Raw genomic sequence first — 25,137 nt, forward strand, 5'->3', positions numbered from 1 at the left:
GCGGTTCGAGGAATGGGACGCCATGCGGCCCCAGACCGTCCATGTCTCCGCGACGCCGGGGACATGGGAGATGGAGCAGACCGGCGGCGTGTTCGTCGAGCAGGTGATCCGGCCGACCGGCCTGATCGACCCGGTAGTGGAGCAGCGGCCAGCGCGCAGCCAGGTCGACGACCTGCTGGGCGAGGTGCGCGAGGTCGCGGCCAGGGGTTATCGCTCGCTGGTCACGGTGCTGACCAAGCGCATGGCCGAGGACCTGACCGAATATCTCCACGAGCAGGGCGTCAGGGTGCGCTACATGCATTCCGACATCGACACGCTGGAGCGCATCGAGATCATCCGGGACCTCAGGCTCGGGGCCTACGACGTGCTGGTCGGCATCAACCTGCTGCGCGAGGGGCTGGACATCCCGGAATGCGCGCTGGTCGCGATCCTTGACGCCGACAAGGAAGGGTTTCTGCGGTCCGAGACCTCGCTGGTCCAGACCATCGGCCGCGCGGCCCGCAACGTCGACGGCAGGGTCATCCTCTACGCCGACCACGAGACCGGCTCGATGAAGCGCGCGATCGCCGAGACCGACCGCCGCCGCGAGAAGCAGCTCGCCTACAACGCCGAACACGGCATCACGCCGGAGAGCGTCCGACGGGAGATCGGCGACATCATGAACTCGGTCTATGAGCGCGACCGGGTCACGGTCGACAAGGGCTTCTCCGAAGACGCGCCGAAGATCGGCCACAACCTCAAGGCCACGATCGCGGACCTCGAAAACCGGATGCGCAAGGCCGCGGCCGATCTGGAGTTCGAGACCGCGGCGCGGCTGCGCGACGAGATCAAGCGGCTGCAGGAGACCGAACTCGCGCTCGCCGACGACCCGATGGCGCGGCAGGCCGCGGTCGAGACCCGCGCCGGCGCCTATTCGGGCGAGCGCAAATATGGCCGCTCGGCCAACACGCCGCCGAAGGGCTCGAGGCTCGCCGCCCCGAACCTCGACGACATGGGGCCGGGCACCGACCGCGTCACGCCGCTCGCCGAGGGCGACGCCCCGCGCCGCGAGCGGCCCGACATGATGACCAAGAACTTCCGGCCCGGCGGGCGGCGGCAGGGGCCGCGGCGGCGCGGGTGACGCGCGTCGCAGTCGGCGCTTTTTTTCATGTGTCAGATTCGGCAGGAATCTGAGAAAGCCGCGCAGACATCTACAAGACGCGGCCTTCCCGACCCGCTTCCATCCCGTCAGGGGGAACCGGAGGGAAGAAACATGCAATTACACTTAAATCTCAGAGCCGCGCGTGAAGCGGCCCGACCAGCGCTGGCGATCCTCGCCGTCGCCGCCGTGAGCGGACTAGCGTCTCAGTCGGCCCTGGCCGACGACAAGAAGAGCGAGCCGATCGTCATCCAGGACCAGGGCGCCTTCGCGTTCGCGGGCAAGACGATCTCGAACAATGACGGCGGGACGCTGCACTGCGACCACGGCTATGCGCAGTACAACATCCCGGTGAAGCCGCGCGACCTGCCATTGGTGATGTGGCACAGCGCGAGCTCGATCACCTGGGAGCACTCGCCAGACGGCCGCGACGGCTTCCAGCAGATTTTCCTTCGGAAGAAATACCCGGTCTACATCATCGACCTGCCGCGGCAGGGAAAGGCCAGCTGGGCCTGCGTGCCGACGGCCTATGAGCCGGAGATTGGACGCGACCAGGCGACCTTCGAAGGCTGGCGCTTCGGCACCTGGCCGCTCGGCGGCAAGCCCAAGTTCTTCGACGGGGTTCAGGCGCCCACGAACGATCCGCAATGGCTCGACCAGTTGCTGCGCGCGCGCTACCCCGAGTTCGAGGACGCCGCAGCCGACCAGTTCGAGGCCGACTCCGTCGCCGACCTCCTGAAGAAGATCGGGCCGTCGGTGCTGATCACCCACTCCGGCTCCGGCGTGCGCGGCTGGGTCACGGCGCTCACCACGCCGAGGGTGAAGGGCATCGTCTCCTTCGAGCCGAGCGTGTTCCGCTTCCCGAAGGGCGAGGCGCCGAAGCCGATCAAGAGCGCGGCGAATGGCGACGTCATCCCGCCCGGCGAGGAGGTCTCGGAGAAGGAGTTCAAGAAGCTCACGCGGATCCCGATCCAGATCATCGTCGGCGACTACGTCCCCAACAAGCCGAGCGAGCTGGCGGGGCCCGAGCGGCGCCGCATCACGGTGGTCTACGCCAAGGCCTTCATCAAGGCGATCAACGACCGCGGCGGCGACGCCGAGCTGGTCGAGCTGCCGAAGAAGGGCCTGACCGGCAACACGCATCTCATGATGCTCGACCTCAACAACGACAAGGTCGCGGAGATCGTGGCGGACTTTCTCAAGAAGAAGAATCTCGACAAGCGGACCAGCGCCGACTGAGTCGAGCAGGGGCGCCCGCTGAGCTCGGGCCATCCTTTCAAGCGTGAACTTCGGGCCGTCCGCGCTGCGGGCGGCCCATTTTCGACGGACACGCGCGTCCGGACAGCGGTCCGTTCGAATGTGCGCAAGTTTCTGACAAGCGCGCAGGATCATGAAATACGCCGCGCGGCCGGCTCCCTAAGACCTCCCCATCAACAAAACAAAAAAGGGGGAGGACCGATGTCAGACCACGACCATGAAGTGCCGGGTCACGACCATCACGATTGCTGCGGCGGCGCCACGCGCCGCGGCGTGCTGGGGGCCGGCCTTGCGGTCGGCGCCGGCGCGTTCCTGTCGCAGATCGTGTCCGGGGAGGTGAAGGCCGCGCCCTCGGACGCCACGCTGTCGGCGCTCGCACGGGCCGGCTCCTCAGCCCCGATCCTGCTCAAGGGCGGGATCGTGCTGAGCATGGATCCCAAGGTGGGGAACTTCGAGAAGGGCGACGTGCTGATCCGCAACGGCAAGATCAAGGCCGTCGGACCGAAGATCGACGCCCATGCGCTCGAGATCGACGCCCGGGGCATGATCGTCATGCCGGGCTTCATCGACACCCATCACCACCAGTACGAGACCGCGCTGCGCAGCATACTGGCCGACGGCCTGCTGTCCTCGACCGAGGACATGCCGGTGAGCTACATCTCGCTGATCCAAGGGGTCTATACGCCGCTTTACACGCCCGACGACGCGTATATGTCGGTGCTGGTCGCCTCGCTTAGCCAGCTGAACAACGGCACGACGACGACCGTCGACACCTCGCAGGTCAACAACTCGCCCGAGCATACCGACGCCATGGTCAAGGCGTTGCGGGACTCCGGCCGCCGCGCGCTGTTCGCCTATTCCGGGGGCGTCGGTCCCGACGCGAAGTTCCCGCAGGACATCGTCCGGGTGAAGGAACAGTACTTCTCCTCGAAGGACCAGCTTCTGACGCTCGGGCTCGGAACCGGCACGGACCAGACCCTGTGGGCGCTCGCCCGCTCGATCGACGTGCCGATCATCTCGCACATCGTCGGGCCGTTCGGCTCGGAGCCCGGCCTGATGGCGGCCTACAAGGCCGGCGCGATGGGGCCGGACAACGAATACATCCACTGCACCGAGCTGTCCGACGACATGTGGAAGGCGATCGCCGACACCGGCGGCAAGGTCTCGATCGGGCCCGCCATCGAGATGCAGATGCGCCACGGCATGCCGCCCTTCCTCAAGGCGCTGAGCCTCAAGGTTCCGCTCAGCCTCAGCGTCGACGTCGAATGCAACATGACGGCCGACATGTTCACCATCATGCGCTCGGCCTTCACGCTGCAGCGCGCGCTCGTCAACCAGAAGCGTCTGAACGGCCAGACCAGGACCCAGCCGCTGCTGACCTGCAACGACACGATCAAGCTCGCGACGCTCGGCGGCGCCGACTGCGCGCATCTCGCCGACAAGGTGGGCTCGCTGACGCCGGGCAAGGAAGCCGACGTCATCCTGCTCAACGCCAATCTCATCAACGTCTTCCCGCTCAACAACGCGCCCGGCGCGGTGGTGACGCTGATGGACACCAGCAATGTCGACACGGTGTTCGTCGCCGGCAAGCTGAAGAAGTGGCGGGGCCGCCTGGTCGACGTCGACATCGGCGCGTTGCGGCGGCGCATCGACGCCTCGCGCGACAGCCTGCTGGCCAAGGCGGGGCTCAGCCTCGACCTGTTCGGCTCCTGTTGCCAGGCCAAAGGCGCGCTGGATTAGGGCGTTATCCGACCGGTTTGGATCGGGGTTGGATTCCCGAGGGCGTTCTATCGCGATTCAGACTGCCGGCCGGAAGGAGGCCGGCAGTCATGGCGACGCCTCTTTCGACAGGGTGTTCAAGGTCACCGGCATGGACGTCTTTGAAGTCCACGTGCGCTGTACGCCGATAAATGTTCGCTACGCGCCAAGTCGAAATAGTTCCGGACGTTTATCGTAGTCATGCATATGTGCAAATATAATCTACCGGTTGGCGGCAATAATAATGCACATGCGCAAGGATAGGCTATCAGCGAATAGCCAAAATAATGAAACGCCTGCCAGCGCCGCATCGGTCGACGGCCCGTCGCGCGAGGCGCCCGTTCGTTCACAAAAAACTCGATACGGGAGGAAATGCAGATGCGTCGGAGATCGAGATTGATGGCTGCCGCGGTCGCGGCCGTCGCGGCGACCATAATGCTTGGAAATCAATCGGTGCGCGCCCAGTCCGGCGGCATCGATCCGGACACCTGGGTGTACGGGCCGCGCAACGACGACACGACAGGCGGCCTGATCTGGAACCCCGCCAAGAAGCAAATGAACAAGGGTAGAATCGTCATCGGCCGCACGGTCAGCACCTCTGACCTCAGCGCGATGAATGAGACGTACTGCTCCCAGGCGAGTCAGGGCAACGCCGACTTCACCTGGACCGAGATGCAGCATTCGGCGATCGACTGGGGCGACGCCTGGCGGATGTGGGCCTATGGATCGTCGGACAAATGCGCCGGCCGGAAGGCTGTGCCGGGGGTCCGCGTCGCCTACACCGACGAGCGCGAGATCCAGCATGCGCTCGATGGCGGCGCCATGGTGCTGGTCGTGCCGACGGTCGACACCGTGGAGGAGGCCCGCGAAGTCGTGCAGTGGGCCTATTTCCCGCCCATGGGACGACGCAGCCAGGGCGGCAGCCAGACCGCGACCGTGCTCGCTCCCTGGCTCCCCGCCGACGTGAGCTACCGACAGACGTTCAACAACAACCTCGTGCTGATCGTGATGATCGAAACCATCGAGGGCGTGAAGAACGCGGCCAAGATCGCCCAGGTTCCGGGGATCGACGGCGTGTTCGCGGCCTCGAGCGACCTCGGCAACTTCTCGGGCTATATCGAGGGAGACCCGCAATACGAAAAGCTGATCAAGCACATCAGCAAGAGCACGCTGGGGGCGGGCAAGCGCCTGTGCGGGCCGGTGCGCTGGAAGGGCGTTCGGCCGGGATTCACCTGCTTCCAGGAATGACCGCGCGCGCCTGACGGGTCGAGCGACGACACGACCGTCGCTGGTCGACGGAGGCTGCGTCCGGCGTTTGACCGGACGCAGCCGGATCATTTTCGCGAGCGCCAGAAGCGCGCTCCGCTGTCGGACGCCGGTTTTCCCTCACGCCACGACTGGGGCGACGAGCCCTGCGATCCAAGTAGCTGGTGGACGCCAGACCACCGTCGGGCATGACGGCTGGGGCCCTACCCCTCCGTCGCCTGCAGCTGGTAGCGGCCAGGCGTCGTCCCGACCGCGCGGCGGAACGCGTAGGTGAAATGGCTTTGGTTGCAGAAGCCGACCGCCAGCCCGATCTCGGCGAGCGGCAGCCGCTTTTCCCGCAGCAGCCTTTCGCTCTCCCGGATGCGCTCCTGCATGACGAAGCGGTGGGGGCTGAGGCCGGTCGCCTTCTTGAACATGCGGGCGAACTCGAAGGGGCTCTGCCCGAGCAGCGCCGCGAGGCCCGCGAGGCTGATCTCGCTGTCGAGGTGTGACCGCACCCAGTCGCTGACCCGGGAGAGCTGCTCCGCCGACAGCCGCCGGTCGACCAGTTCGACCGAGCCCGCGCCCGAGTAGCGCGCCCGCAGATAGGACAGCAGCGAGAGCGAGGCGTATTCCGAGAAGGTCGGTCCCGAGGGGCAGCCGCGGTCGAGCTCGGCCAGCATCTCGTCGATGAAGCAGGACACCACTTTGTCCTCCTTCTTCACGAGATGCAGGAAGTTCGGCTTGGCGAAGCGCCTGTCGTCCCCGAACAGGCGGCCGACCAGCGGCCCGCTCAACTCGACCACGATGCGCTGGCGCTCACCCTCCACGCGGGGCGACTGGATCTCGTAATGTCTCGGACAGACGAACACTGTGCCGCGCGCCAGCCGGTAGTCGTGCGGCGTCCGCCCGGTCCCGTAGCGGACCCTGCCGGGGCCAGTGTGGATCATCAGGATGTCGCTCGGCAGCCAGACGCATCCGACCGGCTCGGTCCGCGCGGAGAGCTTCTCGATCAGGAAGCCCGACCATGGCGTGCGGTCGCTCGAGACGGGCGGATCGTCGACGCCCAGGCTCTCCTGAACGCCGTCCACGATTCTCTGGATGCGCCTCACGGTCTTTAGGCTCCGCCCTTGCCGCCCGACGAGAACAATAAATGACGACTGCGTGCGCAGCGCGCGTCAAATCTCTTTCTTGTTAACGACGAGATCCTGTCGCGCTTCATTGTCCTCGACTTACCCGTTCGAGTAGAAAACCGCATGATGTCTCCCGCGCGCCGACTCGAATATCGGGGAGATCATCGCCAGTGCGAGAACAAGACTTTTGCGCTGCACAAAATATATATCGCGGTGCGAGATTGGGGGAATCGGCGACCCCCTGCGGGCTGCGTCTTCACGCGGGGCGAGCCCGACGCGCCGACATCTCATGCGTGTAAGTACGTATTGAATACACGTAATGATTGTTTAACGTCTCGGCTTCAGCCGGGGCGCGCAGGTGGCGGACGAGGTCGGATCATTCATCGCCCGCTGGACCGGCCGGGAGGGCGGCGCCGAGCGGGCCAACTACCAGATGTTCCTGGCCGAGTTCTGCGACATCCTCGGCGTCGCGCGGCCCGAGCCCGCAGGGGCCGAACGGGAGCGCAACGATTACGCCTTCGAGCGGGCCGTGCTGCCGCGCGAGGCCGAGGGCGGCCGCAAGCGCATCGATCTCTACAAGCGCGGCTGCTTCATCCTGGAGGCCAAGCAGTCGCGCCTGCCGGGGGCCGCGAAGGCGCTGCCCGAACAGGCGTCGCTCTTCACGGACACGGCGCCGCTCGGCCGCCGCTCGGCGGCGCGCGGCTGGGACGTGATGATGCAGAACGCCCGCCGGCAGGCGGAGACTTACGTCTTCCTGCTCGATGCCGACCATCCGGCGCCGCCCTTCGTCATCGTCTGCGACGTTGGCCATTGCCTCGAGCTCTACGCCGACTTCAGCGGGACCGGCCGCGCCTATGGCTATTTCCCGCATCGGCAGGGCTTTCGGATCTATCTGGAGGACCTGCGCGGGCCCGAGGCCCGTCAGCTTCTCGCCACGGTCTGGACCGATCCGCTCTCGCTCGACCCGGCGCGGCAGGCCGCAAAAGTCACGCGCGACGTCGCGAGCCGCCTCGCGGCGGTGTCGAAGGCGCTGGAGAAGCATCGCCGCGCCGAGGACGTCGCGCATTTCCTCATGAGGTGCATCTTCACGATGTTCGCCGACGGGGTCGACCTCCTGCCGCGCGGCTCGTTCACGGCCTTGCTGGAGGAGTGCCTCGAAAATCCGGACGGCTTCGCCCCGATGCTGACGGAGCTCTGGGCGCGCATGGACGAGAAGGACGGCGAGCGCTTCTCCACCGCGCTCGGCCGGCATGTGCGCCACTTCAACGGCAATCTGTTCTCCGGCGCCCGCGCCTTCCCGCTCGCCCGCGAGGAGATCGGCGAGCTGCTGGCGGCGGCGAGATACAGCTGGACCGAGGTCGACCCCGCGATCTTCGGCGCCCTTCTCGAACAGGCGCTCGACAAGGACGAGCGGCGGCGGCTCGGCGCGCATTACACGCCGCGCGCCTATGTCCAGCGTCTGGTCGAGGCGACCGTGATGGTCGCGCTGCGCGCCGATTGGCAGGCGGCGCTCACGATGGCGGAGGCCGCGAAGGAGGCCGGCGACGAGAGGCGGGCCGTCGCCATCGTGCGCGCTTTCCTCAGGAAGCTCTGCGCCACGCGGGTGCTCGACCCGGCCTGCGGCACCGGCAATTTCCTCTATGTCGCGCTGGAGCTGATGAAGGCGCTCGAGGGCGAGGCGCTGGAGACGCTGGCGAAACTCGGCGAGCCCGAAAGCATGGAGTTCGACCGCGAGACCGTAGACCCGCACCAATTCCTCGGGCTGGAGCTCAACCCCCGAGCGGCGGCGATCGCCGAGCTCGTGGTTTGGATCGGCTACCTCCAGCAGCACTACCGCACCCGCACCGGCCACCCGAGCGAGCCGATCCTCCGCGCCTTCAAGACCATCAATTTCGGGTCCGGCGCCCCCTACGACGCCGTGCTGACCTGGGCGGGCTTCCCGCTTCCGAAGGTCGAGACCAAAGCCGGCCGGCGGGTCGAGACCTATCCGAACGCGCGGCGGCCGGAATGGCCGGAGGCGGAGTTCATCGTGGGGAACCCGCCGTTCATCGGCGGGAAGGACATTCGATCACGGCTCTCGGCCGGCTACGCCGAAGCGCTTTGGCGCGCGCATCCGGAGATTAACGAAAGCGCGGACTACGTCATGTTCTGGTGGGATCGGGCGGCCGACCTCCTCACCCGAGAAGGCGCCGCGTTGCGCCGGTTTGGACTGGTCACCACCAACTCGATCAGCCAGGTGTTCCAGCGCCGCGTCATGGAACGACGCCTTGCGGCCAAGACGCCGTTGTCGCTCGTCTACGCCGTGCCCGACCATCCCTGGACCAAGGCGACCGCCGGCTCCGCCGCTGTCCGGATCGCGATGACGGTCGCGGAGGCCGGATCGGCCGACGGCGTCCTGGCGGAGACGACGTCTGAACGCGGCCTCGACACCGATGCGCCGGAGATCGCGATGCACGTCCGGCTTGGGCGGATCAACGCCGACCTGAGTATCGGCGTCGACTCAACCCAAGCGAAGAAGCTGATGGCGGCCGAAGGCTTGTGCTCGCCCGGAGCCAAGCTTCACGGCGCCGGCTTCCTGATCTCTCGCAGCAAAGCCGCCGAGCTGGGATTGGGCAGGCGACCGGGATTGGAGCGCCATATCCGGCCCTACCGCAACGGTCGGGACCTGACGTCTCGTCCACGCGACGTGCTGGCCATCGATTTGTTCGGCCTCTCGGCGGAAGACATTCGACGGCGATTTCCGGAGGCTTACCAACATCTCGCTTTAACGGTGCGCCCCCAGCGCGAAGCGCAAGTCGCAAGGTCGGCGACCGCGGACGCTGTCGCCTATCTCGAGAAATGGTGGCTATTCGGAAAACCTAGACCCGAACTTCGCGCAGCGCTGGTCAGACTGCCCCGTTACATCGCCACGGTCGAAACCGCGAAGCATCGCGTCTTTCAGTTCCTCGATTCAGTAATCCTTGCGGACAACATGCTCATCGTCGTGGCCGACAACGACGCGGCGACGCTCGCTGTCTTGTCGAGCTCTGTCCATCGGGTCTGGACGTCTGCTTCAGGTGGATCGCTCGAGGACAGACCCCGCTACACGAAGTCTCAGTGCTTCGATCCCTTCCCCTTCCCCGACCCCTCGCCCGCCCTCCGCGCGTCGCTCGCCGCCGCGGGCGAGGAGCTCGACGCTCTGCGCAAGAGCGTGCAGGCGGAGCATCCGGACATCACGCTGACCGCGCTCTACAACGTGCTGGAAAAGCTTCGCGCCGGGGCGGCGCTGACCACAAAGGAGGAGAGCGTCAAGACACGGGGGCTCGTGCTGATCCTGAAGGAGCTGCACGATGCGATCGACCGGCTGACCCACGATGCCTATGGCTGGCCGCGCGATCTCGCCGAGGGCACCGTGCTGGAGCGGCTCGTCGCGCTCAACGCCGAGCGGGCGCGGGAGGAGGCCGCGGGCTTCGTGCGCTGGCTGCGGCCCGACTATCAGGCGCCCCGCTTCGGCAAGGGGGCGGTGGCGAGGACCGGCGAACTCTCCCTGCCGAAGGCCGCGGTCGCCCGGCCCGATAGGCCGTCCTTTCCAAAGAATCCCTATGAGCAGCCGCTTGCAATCGAGGCCGCGCTCGCCGCGGCCGGCCGGCCGCTCGCTTCCTCGGACATTGCGGGCGCGTTCCGCGGAGCAGGAGCGGCGCGCCGCGAGCGGGTCGATCAGGCGCTCGCGACGCTCGCGCTCTACGGGCGCGTCACGGCTCTCGGCGACGGGCGCTATGTCGCCGCGCGGGGGCATGGGGAAGCGCGCTAGGGAGATCATCTCTTCTTCGACCAACGCCGAAAGCCACCCGCGCTGGCATTCCGGGCTTGTCCCGGAACCCATTTTCCTCTGCGCGTCAATCCCTTGGCGTCGTCTGAGGAAATGGGTCCCGGCGCTCCGGCCGGAACGACGGACGGGGTTTCACCGGCTCGATCTGAAGGCTTTTCGCTTTAGCAGTCGCGCGTGGCGGAGGGCGTTCGGCCGTCCGGGCAGGTCGGGTTGCCGTCGCCGCCCGCGTCGCTCTTCGCGCCGCGATCGCCAGCGCCGCCCGACCGGCCCCCGCCGGAGCCCGAACCCGACGACGATCCGGACGCGCCTGCTCCCGCCGCGGAGCCTGCGCCCCCGCCTGCTCCCGCGCCGCCGCCGGAGCCGGAGTCGCTCGCCCCGCCCGAAGAGCCCCCGCCGCTCGAGGCGCCGCCGGACGCTCCGCCCCCCGAACCGCCTCCCCCACCACCGCCTCCGCCGCCGCTTCCCCCGCCTCCGGCGAGGGCGAGACCGAGGCTTGCGAGCAGCGCGACGGCTGCGAGCGACGGCGCGGCGGTCTTGCTCAGGATCGACATGGGAAAATCTCCTCGGGTCGCGGAGTCATGGACATGCGGGGCGGCGGAACCCGTTCCGCTCCAGGCGAAGCACGCTGGTCGCGGCTCATTCCGGGCAGGCGCCGTTGGCGGGCGGGCGGCCGTCGTCGCATTGCTTGATCAGGCCGGGCGTTCCGGCGGGCGCGCCGGGCGCAGGGCCCTGCGTGTTCTCGCCGGCGGGCTTCGCCGCGCCCGGCGCGCCATCGCCGGGCCGAGCGTCGCCCGGGCCCTTGGCGGTCCCGGATTCCGTGTTGTCCTGACCCATGCCGCTGCCGCTGCCGCGCCCAGACGCGCCAGAGCCGCGCTCCTGCGCGGCCGCGCCGGCGAGCGCGGCCGCCACCGCCATGGCCGCCAATGACGGGGCGGCGAGCTTGCGCGTGAAAGCCATGGGACCGATCCTCCTGATCCGTTTCTCTTTGGCCAACGAGCGCGCCGGGTCATCGTTCCTGCCGGCTTCCTCTGTCTCGCCCGGACCTCGCGCATGATCCGCGTCACCGAAACGCTCTCCCTCGACGAGGAGGAGCTCGAATTCTCCTTCGTGCGGGCCTCCGGACCCGGCGGCCAGAACGTCAACAAGGTCTCGACCGCGGCCCAGTTGCGCTTCGACGCGCGCCGCTCGCCGTCGCTTCCGAACGACGTCGCGATCCGGCTGATGCGGCTCGCCGGCGCGCGGCTCACCAAGGACGGCGTGATCGTGATCCTGGCCCAGTCGCGCCGCACCCAGGGCGAGAACCGCGAGGACGCGATCGAGCGGCTGGTCGCGCTCGTCCGGCAGGCCGCGGAGCGGCCGAAGCCGAGGCGGGCGACGCGGGTTCCGGCCGGGGCGAAGGCCCGCCGGACCGACGCCAAGGCGCGCCGCGGCGCGGTCAAGGCCCTGCGCGGCCGCCCGATCGAGTGACAGGCTGGGGCGTTCCGGTCACATCAGCCATGCGTTTGCTGGAAAATGGCCGGAAGCCGTTGCATTTTCAGGCCGCTCCGCTTAAGTGCCAGCCGTTCCGAAACAGTGAGAGGCCTGCACGCTTCATATGATGAAGGAAGACACCTTCCAGTCCCGCCAGGACAACGCCCGCGACGCCAAGCAGAAGCTCTTGGAGCGGTTCCGCGCCATCGCCAGCGACCCGGCGATCGAGGCCAAGAAGGCCGAGCGCGCAGCCGTGGTCGCCGCCCGTGAGGCGCGCCTCGCCGCAAAGGCCGAGGAGCAGCGCCGGGCCGCCGAGGCGAAGGCCGCGGAGGAGCGTCGCATCGCCGAGGAGAAGGCCGCCGAGGAGCGCCGGATCGCCGAGGAGAAGGCCGCCGAAGAGGCGCGCCTCGAGGCCGAGCGGCTCGCCGCCCGCCCGAAGATCATCGCCGCGTCCAAATATGCGCTCGCGGCCCGCGCCATCGCGGGCATGAACGCGCCGCGCGGCGGCGACCGCGACGAGCCGCGCCGCAAGGCGTCCTGAACCCAACGCCCTCGCGTCGCGCGAGGGTGGAGAATCAAAGAGCCCGCCGACGGATCGTCGGCGGGCTCTTTTCGTAAGCGGCGGCTGGCCGGGCGCCGGCCGCGCCTGGGATCAGGCCGCCTTGCGGTTCAGGCCGCCTTCCGCAAGCGTGTTGAGCTTGCTGTCGGCCGCCTTCTCGTCCTTGAGGGTCTTCTCGAGCACCGACGCGCAATCGGCGCGGCCGAGCTGGCGCGCCCACGCGATCAGCGTGCCGTAGCGGGTCATCTCGTAGTGCTCGACGGCCTGGGCCGAGGCGATCAGGGCGGCGTCCAGCACGTCCTTGTCCTCGATCTCGCCCGCGACTTCGTTCGCCTCCGAGATGATGCCGTTGATCGCGGGGCACTTCGCCGACTTCTTCTCGGCGCCGTGCATCTCGAACACCTGCTCGACCCGACGGACATGCTCCTCGGTCTCGCGCAGATGGTGCTCGAACGCCTGCTTCAGCTCGGGCGCCGTCGCCTTCTCGATCATCTTCGGCAGCGCAGACAGAATCTGCTGCTCCGCATAATACACATCCTGCAGCTGGTGAACGAAGAGGTCATCGAACGTCTTGATGTCTTTGGTGAACAGGCCCATGGGGGAGCTCCTCTATGTCTTTTGCTTTAGGGGGTCCGGCGGTGACTGGGTTCGCCGTGTCCTCACATGCAAAAATGCTTTGTCGGCCGGATCGTTCCAAGCCTCGCCACGCGTTCTGTCGCAGCGCGCGGCGCCGCCTTCGCGACGCAATCCTGCAGGATCAGGTAGCGACGGCGGGTCCGGGGTTCGGACGATACGACGGAGGCGGGACATGAGGTTTCGGGGGATTCTTGGGCTGGCTTCGGCCGCGGCGGGCGCGGCGATCTGGCTCGCCGCCACGCCGGCTCATGCGGCCGACGCGGCGCCGTCCGCGGTCGCCGTGTCGGGCGAAGGCATGGTCGCGACGGCGCCCGACATCGCGATCGTCACGACCGGCGTGGTCACGCGCGCCGGGGCCGCGGGCGCGGCGCTGAAGGCCAACGCCGCCGCGATGACCAAGGTGCTGGCGGCGATCAGGGCCGCAGGGATCGAGGAGCGCGACGTCGGGACCTCGGGCCTGAGCGTCCAGCCGCAATATGACTATGGCGACGGCGGGACGCCGCAGGCGCCGAAGCTCGTCGGCTACGAGGTCCGCAACGTTGTGACGGTGCGATCACGCGCGGTCGACCGGCTCGGCGAGCTGATCGACTCGCTGGTGCAGGCCGGCTCGAACCAGATCGAGGGCCTCGCCTTCGACGTCTCCGACCGCGAGGCGAGGCTCGACGAGGCGCGCCGCGCCGCGATCGCCGACGCCAGGCGCAAGGCCGCGCTTTACGCCGAAGCCGCGGGCGCGCGGCTCGGCGGCGTGCTGTCGATCGAGGAGGACCCGTCGGCGGACGAGCCGGTCCGCCCGTTCGCGGGGCGCGCCAAGGCCCTCCAGGCGGCCGCTCCCGCGACGCCGATCGCCCGCGGCGAGCAGGAGCTCAGGGCGCGCGTGACGGTGCGCTGGCGGCTCGAGGGCTGATCTCGGAAGCTTCGCGCCGGTCATTCCGCGTTAAGGACGCCGTCGGATACTTGGGTCCGCAAGAATCGCCGCAGAAGGCGGCGTCGGGGATGAAAGCGGATTCACCATGACGTTCGGATTTGGACGCCCGGCTCAGCTCGAGGCGAAGAGCGCCCCCGCCGGCGCGACCGACAACGCCGCCAGCCTGGTGGCGCAGGCGAGCCTGATCGCCGCGCTCGACGCGATGAAGCGCGGCGCGCAGCCGGCGGAGTGGCCCGAGGGCGACGCCGGCGCGGCGCTCAAGGCCTTCGCGGCCGAGCTCGACCGCCGCGGACGCGCCGACGTCGACGCCATCGTCTCGTTCGCCGCCGAGGCGGCCGCCACCGGCGCGTCGGTCGGCTGGGTCACCCATGACGTCCGCCAGGTCGCCGACGGCGCCTCGACGATCGCAGGCGCGGTCGAGGAACTGGCCGCCTCCATCTCCGAACTCTCCGCCATGAGCCGCTCGGGCGCGGACGACGCCGTCGCGGCCCGCGACGAGACCGGCGCCTGCCTCGACGAGATGCGCCAGGCGGCCGGCTCCATGGACGCGATCCGTGACCGTGTCGCGGCGATCGCCGACCGCATCGGGGTGCTGGAGGACGCGGTGCGCCAGATCGCCGACATGGCGGGCGCGATCGAGGCGATCTCGAGCCAGACCAACCTGCTCGCGCTGAACGCCACCATCGAGGCGGCGCGCGCGGGCGACGCCGGCCGCGGCTTCGCGGTGGTCGCGCAGGAGGTGAAGTCGCTGTCGGGCCAGACCGCCAAGGCGACCGAGCAGATCCGCGCCCGCATCGCGACGCTGATGGAGGAGACCGACGCGATCAAGCGCGCGACCGCAGAGAGCGGCGACGCGGTCGCGACCGGCGAGGCGACGATCCGCGCGACCGGCGGCAAGGTCGAGGAGGTCGGCCGGCACGTCTCGGTCATCACCTCGAACATGCACGCGCTCGCCGACGTCCTCGGCCAGCAGCGCGCCGCCACCAACGAGATCTCCGAGAACGTCACCCGCATCGCCTCGACCGCCGCCAAGACCCGCGGCGAGATCGACGAGGCGCTGGGCAAGCTGCTGGCCGCCGAGGACGCCGCGATCGCCGGCCTCGACGCCGCGGCCGCGCGCAACGTGCCGGCCTATGACTGCCTGCGCATCGCGGCCGACGCCGCGGTCGCGCGGCGCCGTCTCGGCTCCATCCTCGTCGGCCTCAACCCGCCAACCTTCGACTGCGAGAGCTTCGGCGCGCGGCTCGACGCGGCGCCGGCCGCGAGCCGCCCGGCGGAGCTGATCCGCGCCCGCGACGCGGTTCGCCGCGAGGCGGCCCGCATGATGGCGGCCGTCAAGACGCAGGACTGGGGCGCGGCCTCCGACGCCTTCCAGGCCGCCGAAAAGGCGCTCGACGCGACCAAGAAGGCCGCGGCCGACGCCGCGCGGATGTGGTGAGATCGGCGGTCGGCTGAGCCCGACCGTCAGACCGCCTCGAGCTCTTCGAAGGAGACCGCCAGCTCCGCCGGCGCATGCGCCGGCGCGAGCCGTTCGGCCGCTCCGCGCTCGACCACCGAGCCATAGCGCCCCGACGACAACCCGCCATGCACATGCACGACGCGGCGCTTCACGTCGATCACCCAGAGCTCCCTGACGCCATAGGCGGCGTGGATAGCGGCTTGCGCTTCAGGTCGTAGTCCAGCGAGGAGTCGGCGACCTCGACCGCCAACAGGACGTCGGGGCCCTTGAGGAGTCCGCCACCTCGACGGCCAGCAGGATGTCCGGCCCCGTCACCGCGCTCCTCCGGACGAAGCGCGGGAAGACAATGAAGTCGGGCTCCAAATAGGTCCGCTCGTCGAGGCGCAGTCCGGTCTCCGGAGCGATGGTCACAGCCGCCGGCGCCCGCTCGCGCCAGAACTCCAAGATGGCCACCTTGACGTCCTCGTGCCGGCCCCCCTTCGGCGACATCGGCACGATCTCCCCGTCCAGCACCTCCAGACGCTCGTCCTCCCCGATCAGGCCGACCTCGACCATGCGCATCACGTCCGCCACCGAGAAGCGGCGGCGGGGCAAGCCTTCGACGAGGGCGGTGGGGGCGTTCATGAGGGCATTCTACCGCGACGGGCGAGGACTCGCGAGCGTCTGGCTCGAAAGCGTCAGAAGGCTTATCCGGCCTCGGAAATGAGACTGATCGCCGGCTTCAGGGAGCGGCCCTCAACGACATGTCCGAACAGATCCCTGGCCGCCTCGTCCCGCACCTGGAAGCCGATCGACGTCCCGGCCAGGCTCGCCATCTGAAGGTCGCTCTTCGTGTCCCCGACCACGACGGTGCCGCGCCGGTCGATCCCGAGCTCGGCCTGCACCTTCTCCAGCGCGCGGTCCTTGTAATTGTCGTCGACCTCGACCCTCACCGTCCCGTCGAACGCGCCGTCGTCGCCGACGCCCAATCTGTTGGCGCGGAAGGCGTCCACGCCGAGCTCCTCATGCGCCCGGCGCGCGAGGTGCCAAGCCCCGGAGGTGATGATCGCCGTCCTGTACGAAGAGCGCTTCGCGTGAGCGATCAACTCTCTCACGCCGTCGAAATACGTTCTGCGGTCGATCATCCGGAAATATTCGGCGCTCGGCCTCCCCTTCCACAAGGCGGCGGTCAGTTCTCCGAGCCTCGTATAGTCGCTGGCTCCGAATCTGCGCCAGAGATCGAGCGCGGCCTCGGCCGTCCCCATGCGGTGATGGAATTCGAGCCAGAAATTGGCGCCCCTGAAGACGACGCCGTCCATGTCGAACACGAGGAGCTTCATCGGCGCGCCTCCTCCTCTCGCCCGACCGAGTATGAGAGAGGATTCGGCGCGCGTGAATCCCCTCCGCGGCCGCCGTCGCCCCAAAGGTAAGCGCCGGGCGTAAAGCGGCGTTCAACTTAGCAGCGGCCGGACATGACGAATATAGCCCGACAACGAATGTCGCTTCCCGAGGCCCAACACGTAGTTCGCGACAAGGTAGGCCGCATCCCACGCCTCCTCCGTCGCGGGGCCACGCATTTCCACGTCCCCGACGAAATCAACCAGCACGAGATAGGCGTCGAGACCGCTCTCCCGCAGAAACCAAAGATGCGCGATGCGATTGGCGAGCTGGTAGAAGCCATCTGTCCACGGCGCGAGCGGCTTGGCGCCGAGGCTCTCCGCCGCCCTTGCCAGAGAAGCAGCGATTTTTTCGAAGGACCGCTCGCCGGCCTGCGTGCCCGGCGAGCACACCTCGCCGACATGCGCCTTGGCTTCGATCAGCAGGACCTGGCCGGCGTCGGTCGTCCCAAGCGCGTCCCATTGCGGCCCTCGCGACGGCCAAAACTCGGCAAGGTCAGGCGCGAGTTCGGGACGACCTATCTTCGCGACGAACGCCGCGTCGCGATATTCGGCGTAGCCGTCGTCGCGCAGCGGCGAAAGCCATCTGATCGTCCTGGCTCGGGGAAGCTTTGCGAGGACCAGCGGATCGAATGACGACGCCTCGTCGTTGATCGCCCGCTGGATCCATTTGAGGCTCCCTCGCGCGCCTTCGGGTTGGACCACGCGCACGAGGGAATGCCTCAGTTGTCCAGGAAGCTCCGGAGCTTCCGCGACCTCGACGGGTGCTTCAGCTTCCTCAGCGCCTTCGCCTCGATCTGGCGGATACGTTCGCGCGTCACCGAGAACTGCTGCCCCACCTCTTCGAGCGTGTGGTCGGTGTTCATGCCGATGCCGAAGCGCATGCGCAGCACGCGCTCCTCGCGCGGGGTCAGCGAGGCCAGCACCCGCGTGGTCGTCTCGCGCAGGTTCGACTGGATCGCGGCGTCGATCGGCAGGATCGCGTTCTTGTCCTCGATGAAGTCGCCGAGGTGACTGTCCTCCTCGTCGCCGATCGGCGTCTCGAGCGAGATCGGCTCCTTGGCGATCTTCAGGACCTTGCGGACCTTCTCGAGCGGCATCGCGAGCTTCTCGGCGAGTTCCTCCGGGGTCGGCTCGCGGCCGATCTCGTGCAGCATCTGCCGGCTCGTGCGGACGATCTTGTTGATCGTCTCGATCATGTGGACCGGGATGCGGATCGTCCGCGCCTGATCCGCGATGCTCCGGGTGATCGCCTGCCGGATCCACCAGGTCGCGTAGGTCGAGAACTTGTAGCCGCGGCGGTACTCGAACTTGTCGACCGCCTTCATAAGGCCGATGTTGCCCTCCTGGATCAGGTCCAGGAACTGCAGGCCGCGGTTCGTGTACTTCTTGGCGATCGAGATCACGAGACGCAGGTTCGCCTCGACCATCTCCTTCTTGGCCTGCCGGGCCTCGCGCTCGCCCTTCTGCACCATCTGGACGATGCGGCGGAACTCCTGGATCTCGAGGCCGGTCTCGGTCGCGAGATTGTGGATGTCTCCGCGGATATCCTTGACCAGATCCTTTTCAGAGGCGACGAAGCCCTTCCAGCCCTTGGTGCCGAGATTGGCGACGCGGCGGATCCAGTTCGGGTCGAGCTCGTAGCCCTGGTACTGCTTAAGGAAGTCGACGCGGTCGACGCCATAGCTGTCGGCGAGCCGCAGCAGTCGGCCCTCGAGCGCGACCAGCCGCTTGTTGATGTCGTAGAGCTGCTCGACCAGCGCATCGATGCGGTTCTGGTTGAGCGACAAGGACTTCACATTGACGATGATGTCGTCCTTGAGCTTCTTGTATTTGCGGTCCTGCGCCGGCGACAGCGTCCTGTTCTGCAGCCGGTTCTCGACGTTCTGATCCTGCAGGCGGCGCAGCTTCTTGTAGTCGTCGGCGATCGCGTCGAAGGTCTCGACGACCTTCGGCTTGAGCTCGGTCTCCATCGCGGAGAGCGAGACGTTGTTCTCCATGTCATCGTCGTCGATCTCGCCTTCGGGCGCGGCCTCGGCTTCACCTTCGCCGTCGGCCTTGTCCTCGCTCTCCTCGGTCGCGCCGTCCGCGGGAGCGGCGCCGGACTTCGCGTCCGGACCGGCGTAGGTCGCCTCAAGGTCGATGATCTCACGCAGCAGGATCTTGGCGTCGTTGAGCTCGTCGCGCCAGATGATGATGGCCTGGAAGGTGAGCGGGCTCTCGCAGAGCCCCGCGATCATCGCCTCGCGGCCGGCCTCGATGCGCTTGGCGATCGCGATCTCGCCCTCGCGCGACAACAGCTCGACCGAGCCCATCTCGCGCAGATACATGCGCACCGGGTCGTCGGTGCGGTCGGTCGGCTCGGCCTTTTGCTGGACCACGACCGCGGCAGGACGGGCTGTTTCGACGAGCTCGCCGCCCTCGGCCTCGTCGTCGTCGCCGCCCTCGTCGCGCTCCTTGTCCTCCGCGTCCTCGGACTCGACCACGTTGATGCCCTGCTCGTTCAGCATCGCCATGATGTCTTCAATCTGGTCGGTCGTGTTCTGCTCCGAAGGCAAAACCTCGTTCAACTCGTCATAGGTCACGTAGCCGCGCTTCTTCGCGGCCTTGATCATGCGGCGGACGGCCTGATCGTTGAGGTCGAGCAGCGGGCCGCTCTCCGTCTCCGGGGCGCCCGTCTCGACCTCGTCTTTCGCCTGCAATTTCGTCGCCATATCGTCTTCGTCTCCGGGCCCGGACGTCCGCCGACCAGCCCCACGCGCTCGCTCACATCATCACGCCGCCTGACGGCGAAAAGCCGACGGCGGCGGTCCTACGCAAATTTCAGCTACCGCGGATTCGCCTTTCGCCCGCGTTAACCAAACAGCCCGCCGCTCCGAAAGCCGCCGACGCATCCCTCTATAGGTCAAGCGGTCGACATGGCTACATCGGACGGACCGTCCGCCCCGACGCGCCGCCAAATCCCTCGATCGACGCCTCGGCCCCCTCCGCGGTCGCGAGCTGGCGCTGGATCTCGACGATCCGACGGAAATTGCCGTCGGTGAAATCCCGCCCAAAGTCCTGCTCGGCTGCGCGGAGCTCCGTATGTAACGCTCGCACCTTGACATGCAAGGCGGCGGCGTGCCGCCAGGCCATGGAGACGTCGGCGGCATCGGCCGCAGCGCCCACCCACCAGTCGCCGGCGAGCAGCGCGGCCTCCGCCCGGGCGAGCGCCGCGCTCTCCGCGCCGCCCTCGAGCGCCGCGCGCATCGCCTGGCGGTCCTGCGCGCCGGCCGCATAAGCCTCGAGCGCCGCGCGCCTGAGGCGGTCGAGCTCGCGGGTCGTGATCTCGATCTCCGCGAAGGCCTCGGCCAGCTCGTCGAGCAGGACCGGATGATTGATGAGCGCGAGCGTCAGCGCGACCTCGCGGCCCGAAAGGCGGCCCGCCCCCTGCCCCATCATCGGGCTCTGCCTGAGATTGGCCGACGGCGCGAGCGGCGGCGCGTCAGCGGCGGTCGGGGTCCAGCCGCTGCGTCCGCCCGATGTCCCTGCGCCCCGCCGGCGGCCCCTCGCAGCCGCCCGGCGCGCGCCGCCCTCCGCCCGGCCGAAGCGGGCGAGCCGGCCCTCGATCGCGATCTGGTAATGGCGCCGAACGGTCTCGTCGCGGATCGAGGCGAGCCCGTCCTTCAGCCTGCGCTCGAAGGCGGCGGCGCGCTCCGGCGTGTCGGTCGGGCCAGCGTCGAATTCGCGCGCCCACAGCATGTCGACCAGCGGGGCCGCGCCCGCGAAGGCGGCTTCGACCGCGGCGCGCCCCTCCGACCGGACGAGGTCGTCCGGATCCTTGCCCTCGGGCAGGAAGGCGAAGCGCAGCGAGCGGCCGGGCTGCAGCAGCGGCAGCGCGGTCTCGATCGCCCTGAAGCCCGCGCGCCGGCCGGCCTTGTCGCCGTCGAAACACAGGATCGGCTCCGGGGCCATGCGCCAGAGCAGTTCGAGCTGGTCGGCGGTCAGCGCCGTGCCGAGCGGCGCGACCACATGGCCGATCCCCGCGGCGCCAAGCGCGATGACGTCGACATAGCCCTCGACCGCGACGACCGTGCCCACCGTATGCGCGGCGACCCTAGCGCGGTGGTGGTTGTAGAGCGTCGCGCCCTTGTGGAAGAGCGGCGTCTCGGGCGAGTTCAGATATTTGGCGGGCGCGTCGGCCTGCATGGCGCGGCCGCCGAAGGCGATGACCTTTCCGCGCACGTCCTCGATCGGGAAGATGATGCGGTCCCGGAAGCGGTCGAACGGCTCGGGGATGTCGTCGCCCGCGACCATCAGCCCCGCCTCGACCATGTCGGCGACCGGGACGCCGCGGGAGCTCAGATGCCGCTTCAAAGCCGTCCGGTCGCCGGGCGCGAAGCCCAGCCGGAAGGCCGCCTGCGTCTGGGGCGCGAGCGCGCGTCCGGCGAGATAGCCGCGCGCCGTGGCGCCGCCGCGGCTCTGCAGCTCGGCCTCGAAGAAGGCCGCGGCCATCTCCATCACGTCGAGCAGGCTCGCCCTCGCCTCGGCGCGGCGCGCCTCCTCGGGGCTCTCCTTGGGCATCGGCACGCCGGCCATCTCGGCGATCCGCTCGACGGCCTCGGGGAAGGTCGCGCCCTCGACCTCCATCAGGAAGTCGAAGACGTCGCCATGCTTGCCGGACGAGAAGCAGTGGTAAAAGCCCTTCTGGTCGTTCACGAAAAAGGAGGGCGTCTTCTCCTTGTTGAAGGGCGACAGGCCGGCGTATTCCCGCCCCTGCCGTCTCAGCTTGACGCGCCGGCCCACGACGTCCGAGACCGGAAGCCGCTGGCGAAGTTCGTCGAGGAAGGCGGGCGGGAAGCGCATGGGCGCGGCAAGGTCCGGCTCGGATCGATCGGGTTTTATATAACACTGCGTGAGTCGCCGGGAGCCGATGCGCGGTCGCGCCCGTTATTCACAGGGCGTCGAGCGTCATCCCGGACGGGCTCAGGGCGATCCGGGGTCGCCCTGCTTGAGCGTCGCATCTTTCCCGCGATCCCGGCTCTCGCTGCACTTGGCCGGGACGACGATCTCCCGCCCGCCCGCCGATTGACGCCCGCCCCCGCTTCCTCTAGACACCCGCCCATCGCGCGGGGCCCAAAAGCCCCGCGTGGTTTTTTGCGCACCCGTGGTCCGGCGTTCTCGCGACGACCGGGCCTGTCGGCTTCCAGCAGGAAGCAGCAGGAGGGCGCGTTCCTCAATTCCGACAGGAGGACGCGATGTCGAAGCGACACGCCTCGAAGTACAAAATCGATCGCCGCATGGGCGAGAACATCTGGGGCCGCCCCAAGAGCCCCGTCAATCGCCGCGAATACGGCCCCGGCCAGCACGGCCAGCGCCGCAAGGGCAAGCTCTCGGACTTCGGCGTGCAGCTGCGCGCCAAGCAGAAGCTCAAGGGCTATTACGGCTCGATCTCGGAGAAGCAGTTCCGCCGGGTCTACGCCGAGGCGACCCGCATGAAGGGCGACACCTCCGCGAATCTGATCGGCCTGCTGGAGCGCCGGCTCGACGCCGTCGTCTACCGCGCGAAATTCGTGCCGACCGTGTTCGCCGCCCGCCAGTTCGTGAACCACGGCCACGTCAAGGTGAACGGCCGCCGCGTCAACATTCCGAGCTATCTCGTGAAGGTCGACGACGTGATCGAGGTCAAGGAGGCGTCGAAGCAGCTCGCCATCGTGATCGAGGCCGCGGCCTCCGGCGAGCGCGACGTGCCGGACTTCCTCGAGGTCGACCACAACAAGATGACCGCGAAATATGTCCGCGTCCCGGCCCTGACCGAGGTGCCCTACCCGGTGCTGATGGAGCCGAACCTGGTGGTCGAGTACTATTCGCGCTGACCACGATCGATCGTGATCCGACAAGGCCGCCTCAGGGCGGCCTTTTTCGTTTATGCTCGACCCCGTTCCGATCCGGGAGGCGTTTGGATGGGCCCGCTGATCTACAAGATCGTCGAACATGACGGCGGTTGGGCCTACAGGCTCGGCGACGTGTTCTCCGAGACCTTCCCGACCCGCGAGCTCGCCCATGAGGCGGCCGAGATGGCGGCCGAGGAGCAGCGCTCACCGGGGGAGGACGAGGAGATCGAATGGGAAGACGAGCGCGGCTCCTGGCACGACGAACACTCGGACGGGCGAGACCGGCCGGAGACCGCCGTCGAGGACTGAAGCGCTGCGCCGAGCGCGTTTTTGAAGCGCTTTCTTGGATCGACGGTTCTGCGTGCTTCGAGACGCCCGCGAAGACGCGGGCTCCTCAGCATGAGGACCGTAGAGGGCGCCAAAGCGCAGGCCGTCCTCATGCTGAGGAGCCGTCCGTCAGGACGGCGTCTCGAAGCACGCAGGACATCGCCGCAATATCCAAATAGGCGCCGGAAAACCGGCTTCGGTCTGGCGTCAGGTCGTGAAGCCGAGCAGCATGCTGGCGAAGCCGCCGGTCAGAACGAACAGCGAGACCAGCGCGTATCCGACCTCGTAGCGCTGCTTCGCCCGCAGGAATTGCGCGGGGCCGCCCTCGACCGGCCTCGCGATCCAGAGCATGGCGAGCCCAAGCGCGACCAGCCCCGCTCCCACGACCTCGAACAGAATGTGCTCCAGCATGACTCGCCCCGCCGGTTTCCCGATGCAGGGACCTTACCCTGCGCCCGGCCTCGCGCGCCATCGGAACTTCCGTCGGCTCGACCGCGATCGGCCGTTACGCGGCGAGAGTCCTGCGTCCCAGCCGCACCCGCACGATCTCGGGCGGCACGCCGAAGCGCACCGGGATGATCGACATGCCGATGCCGCCGGAGACGATCATGTGGCGCCCCTCCTCGACGATGTGGCCGTAGCGGAAGCGCTCGCCATAGCCCGAGGGGATCCAGGGGTTGGGGAAGCCCGGAATGTGGACCTGCCCGCCATGGGTGTGGCCCGCGAGGGTCAGCGAGACGCGCGCGGGGACCTGCGTGAAGATGTCGGGCTCGTGGACGAGCAGCAGCACGGGGTCGTCGGTCGTGACCTGCGCCATCGTGCCGGGCAGGTCGTCCTCGCCCGCGAACGTGCCGCGGCCGCCGAGCCAGTGCGCGAGCTGGTCGCCGATCCCCGCCAACCAGAAGCGCTTGCCCGCATGATCGAGCAGCTCGGCCTCGTTCTCCATGACGCGGATTCGGGCGCCGTCGAGCGCTTGCCGGATCTCGCGGGAATTGTGCCACCAGTCATGGTTGCCGAGTATCGTCCAGAGGCCAAGCGGCGCCGAGAGGTCGGCATAGGCCGCCGCCCATTCGCGCGGCGGCACGCGGGCGCGCACGAAGCGGTTCGTCGCCTCATGGTCGCCGAGATGGACGACGAGGTCGGGCTTCAGCCGGTTGACGGTCTCGACGATGCGCGTCACCCGCGCCAGCGGGACATAGGGCTCGTTGACATGGACGTCGGCGATCACCGCGACGTCGAGCGCGAGGTCGTCGGGCCAGCCGGGCGGCGTCAGCTCGTAGGTCGTGACTCCGAGCAGCATGGTGGGCTCGATCAGCCCGGCATAGGCCCCGCCCGACGCCGAGACCAGGAATCCCGCGCCGGCGGCGGTGAGCAGAGAGCGGCGGGTGACGAGCGGCATGGGTTTCGGACACGAGGCTGACGAGCGGATATGCGCGGAGCCCGTCCCGCCTATCGCGGAGGCCGGCGCCGGTCGAATCACGTCATCGAACGTGGTTACGCGTCCTGTCCCTGCGCCTCGATCGCGTCGACGTGATGGCGGGCGCCGTCTTCGGAGAAGCAGCAGAACACGATGCGCTCGACGGACGTAGCCGTCTTCAGGGCGTCGAGCGTCGTCGCCACCGCGATCCTGGCGGCCCGCGCGGCTGGAAAGCCGTAGATCCCGGTCGAGATCGACGAGAAGGCGATGGATTTGAGCCCGGCCTCGTCGGCGAGCCGCATGGCTGTCGCGTAGCAGCCGGCGAGCAGACGGTCCTTCTCGTCCTTGTCGCCGCCCCAGACGGGACCGACGGCGTGGATTACGTGCTTCGCCGGCAGCCGGTAGCCGCGGGTCATCTCTGCGGAGCCGGTCTCGCAGCCGCCCAGCGTCTCGCATTCGGCGAGGAGCTCTCTTCCGGCCGCGCGGTGGATCGCGCCGTCGACGCCTCCCCCGCCGAGCAGCGTCTTGTTCGCGGCGTTGACGATGGCGTCGACGTCGAGCGTCGTGATGTCGGCGACCAGGACCTCGAGGATCGCGTCGCCGAGTTTGCGGGAAAGACGCGTCTCAGGCTGCTTCGCCATGATGCGAACCTCGAAGGTTCGTCATTCCCCGGCTTGTCGGGGAAATCCAGCCAAGTTGGTGAGGCGAGCGTCAGCAGAGCGCCCCGGACGAGCCGGGGCATGACGCAGAGCTAAG

Annotated in this window: 24 protein-coding genes; 11 read left to right on the forward strand and 13 right to left on the reverse strand. The window is 68.4% G+C overall.

Features of this window, described 5'->3' with window-relative positions; translation table 11 throughout:
• The 4 genes from EK403_RS22810 to EK403_RS00030 all read left to right on the forward strand — a co-directional run.
• Positions 1–1,120 (forward strand): helicase-related protein (locus tag EK403_RS22810; protein ID WP_245479420.1); only part of this gene is annotated, 1,120 nt, incomplete at its 5' end.
• 132 nt (positions 1,121–1,252) lie between these two features.
• Complete coding sequence (locus EK403_RS00020) at positions 1,253–2,377, forward strand: alpha/beta hydrolase (protein ID WP_128775472.1); 1,125 nt, start codon at positions 1,253–1,255, stop codon at positions 2,375–2,377.
• Between the two features lie 219 nt (positions 2,378–2,596).
• Entirely contained in the window at positions 2,597–4,135 is a 1,539-nt protein-coding gene (locus EK403_RS00025) for an amidohydrolase family protein (RefSeq protein ID WP_128775473.1), read from the forward strand.
• Positions 4,136–4,552: 417 nt separating this feature from the next.
• Positions 4,553–5,401 carry an aldolase/citrate lyase family protein gene (locus EK403_RS00030; RefSeq protein ID WP_164919442.1) on the forward strand — a complete coding sequence of 283 codons (849 nt, stop codon included), beginning with the start codon at positions 4,553–4,555 and terminating at the stop codon, positions 5,399–5,401.
• A gap of 221 nt (positions 5,402–5,622) precedes the next feature.
• On the opposite strand, the gene EK403_RS00035 is transcribed toward EK403_RS00030, so the two are convergent.
• The gene (locus EK403_RS00035; RefSeq protein WP_128775475.1) at positions 5,623–6,510 is read right to left on the reverse strand and encodes an AraC family transcriptional regulator; all 888 of its coding nucleotides are present in this window, start codon (positions 6,508–6,510) and stop codon (positions 5,623–5,625) included.
• Positions 6,511–6,889: 379 nt separating this feature from the next.
• Here EK403_RS00035 and EK403_RS00040 point away from each other — a divergent pair, with 379 nt between their 5' ends.
• Positions 6,890–10,321 (forward strand): class I SAM-dependent DNA methyltransferase, encoded by a 3,432-nt coding sequence (locus EK403_RS00040; protein ID WP_128775476.1) that lies wholly within the window; start codon positions 6,890–6,892, stop codon positions 10,319–10,321.
• A gap of 179 nt (positions 10,322–10,500) precedes the next feature.
• Here the strand turns inward: EK403_RS00040 and EK403_RS22655 are convergent, their stop codons facing one another.
• Positions 10,501–10,890 carry a hypothetical protein gene (locus EK403_RS22655; RefSeq protein WP_206659453.1) on the reverse strand — a complete coding sequence of 130 codons (390 nt, stop codon included), beginning with the start codon at positions 10,888–10,890 and terminating at the stop codon, positions 10,501–10,503.
• 85 nt (positions 10,891–10,975) lie between these two features.
• A complete protein-coding gene (locus EK403_RS22070) occupies positions 10,976–11,296 on the reverse strand; it encodes a hypothetical protein (protein ID WP_164919441.1) in 321 nt (106 codons plus the stop codon).
• 93 nt (positions 11,297–11,389) lie between these two features.
• Here EK403_RS22070 and arfB point away from each other — a divergent pair, with 93 nt between their 5' ends.
• Both arfB and EK403_RS00055 read left to right on the forward strand, forming a co-directional pair.
• On the forward strand, positions 11,390–11,806 hold the full coding sequence (gene arfB, locus EK403_RS00050) for an alternative ribosome rescue aminoacyl-tRNA hydrolase ArfB (RefSeq protein WP_128775477.1): 417 nt from the start codon (positions 11,390–11,392) through the stop codon (positions 11,804–11,806).
• 127 nt (positions 11,807–11,933) lie between these two features.
• On the forward strand, positions 11,934–12,350 hold the full coding sequence (locus tag EK403_RS00055) for a DUF6481 family protein (protein ID WP_128775478.1): 417 nt from the start codon (positions 11,934–11,936) through the stop codon (positions 12,348–12,350).
• A gap of 111 nt (positions 12,351–12,461) precedes the next feature.
• On the opposite strand, the gene EK403_RS00060 is transcribed toward EK403_RS00055, so the two are convergent.
• On the reverse strand, positions 12,462–12,965 hold the full coding sequence (locus EK403_RS00060; protein ID WP_128775479.1) for a YciE/YciF ferroxidase family protein: 504 nt from the start codon (positions 12,963–12,965) through the stop codon (positions 12,462–12,464).
• Between the two features lie 211 nt (positions 12,966–13,176).
• On the opposite strand from EK403_RS00060, the gene EK403_RS00065 reads away from it, so the two are divergent.
• Together EK403_RS00065 and EK403_RS00070 are read left to right on the forward strand one after the other, a co-directional pair.
• Positions 13,177–13,908: an SIMPL domain-containing protein gene (locus EK403_RS00065; protein ID WP_128775480.1), complete on the forward strand. Its 732-nt coding sequence runs from the start codon at positions 13,177–13,179 to the stop codon at positions 13,906–13,908.
• A 106-nt stretch (positions 13,909–14,014) separates the two neighbouring features.
• Positions 14,015–15,367, forward strand: a complete 1,353-nt coding sequence (locus tag EK403_RS00070; RefSeq protein WP_128775481.1) for a methyl-accepting chemotaxis protein — start codon at positions 14,015–14,017, stop codon at positions 15,365–15,367.
• Between the two features lie 26 nt (positions 15,368–15,393).
• Here the strand turns inward: EK403_RS00070 and EK403_RS22815 are convergent, their stop codons facing one another.
• The 6 genes from EK403_RS22815 to dnaG form a co-directional block, all read right to left on the reverse strand.
• Positions 15,394–15,549, reverse strand: coding sequence for a hypothetical protein (locus EK403_RS22815; RefSeq protein ID WP_245479421.1), 156 nt, complete (start codon positions 15,547–15,549; stop codon positions 15,394–15,396).
• Positions 15,550–15,595: 46 nt separating this feature from the next.
• Positions 15,596–16,012: a Uma2 family endonuclease gene (locus EK403_RS00075; protein ID WP_245479422.1), complete on the reverse strand. Its 417-nt coding sequence runs from the start codon at positions 16,010–16,012 to the stop codon at positions 15,596–15,598.
• 62 nt (positions 16,013–16,074) lie between these two features.
• The gene (locus EK403_RS00080) at positions 16,075–16,707 is read right to left on the reverse strand and encodes an HAD family hydrolase (protein ID WP_128775482.1); all 633 of its coding nucleotides are present in this window, start codon (positions 16,705–16,707) and stop codon (positions 16,075–16,077) included.
• Between the two features lie 111 nt (positions 16,708–16,818).
• On the reverse strand, positions 16,819–17,475 hold the full coding sequence (locus EK403_RS00085) for a hypothetical protein (protein WP_128775483.1): 657 nt from the start codon (positions 17,473–17,475) through the stop codon (positions 16,819–16,821).
• Positions 17,476–17,486: 11 nt separating this feature from the next.
• Positions 17,487–19,478 (reverse strand): RNA polymerase sigma factor RpoD, encoded by a 1,992-nt coding sequence (gene rpoD, locus EK403_RS00090; protein WP_128775484.1) that lies wholly within the window; start codon positions 19,476–19,478, stop codon positions 17,487–17,489.
• Positions 19,479–19,686: 208 nt separating this feature from the next.
• Positions 19,687–21,609 carry a DNA primase gene (gene dnaG, locus EK403_RS00095; protein ID WP_128775485.1) on the reverse strand — a complete coding sequence of 641 codons (1,923 nt, stop codon included), beginning with the start codon at positions 21,607–21,609 and terminating at the stop codon, positions 19,687–19,689.
• A 392-nt stretch (positions 21,610–22,001) separates the two neighbouring features.
• Between dnaG and rpsD the strand changes: the two genes are divergently transcribed.
• Positions 22,002–22,619, forward strand: coding sequence for a 30S ribosomal protein S4 (gene rpsD / locus EK403_RS00100; protein ID WP_128775486.1), 618 nt, complete (start codon positions 22,002–22,004; stop codon positions 22,617–22,619).
• Positions 22,620–22,706: 87 nt separating this feature from the next.
• Entirely contained in the window at positions 22,707–22,946 is a 240-nt protein-coding gene (locus EK403_RS00105) for a DUF2188 domain-containing protein (RefSeq protein WP_128775487.1), read from the forward strand.
• A 225-nt stretch (positions 22,947–23,171) separates the two neighbouring features.
• Here the strand turns inward: EK403_RS00105 and EK403_RS00110 are convergent, their stop codons facing one another.
• The 3 genes from EK403_RS00110 to EK403_RS00120 form a co-directional block, all read right to left on the reverse strand.
• The gene (locus EK403_RS00110; RefSeq protein ID WP_128775488.1) at positions 23,172–23,375 is read right to left on the reverse strand and encodes a hypothetical protein; all 204 of its coding nucleotides are present in this window, start codon (positions 23,373–23,375) and stop codon (positions 23,172–23,174) included.
• A 94-nt stretch (positions 23,376–23,469) separates the two neighbouring features.
• Complete coding sequence (locus EK403_RS00115) at positions 23,470–24,363, reverse strand: metallophosphoesterase (RefSeq protein WP_128775489.1); 894 nt, start codon at positions 24,361–24,363, stop codon at positions 23,470–23,472.
• Between the two features lie 95 nt (positions 24,364–24,458).
• A complete protein-coding gene (locus EK403_RS00120) occupies positions 24,459–25,022 on the reverse strand; it encodes an O-acetyl-ADP-ribose deacetylase (protein ID WP_128775490.1) in 564 nt (187 codons plus the stop codon).
• Positions 25,023–25,137: the final 115 nt, after the last annotated feature.

The sequence above is a fragment of the Hansschlegelia zhihuaiae genome (assembly GCF_004103825.1).
GTDB classification, from domain to species: Bacteria; Pseudomonadota; Alphaproteobacteria; order Rhizobiales; family Methylopilaceae; genus Methylopila; species Methylopila zhihuaiae.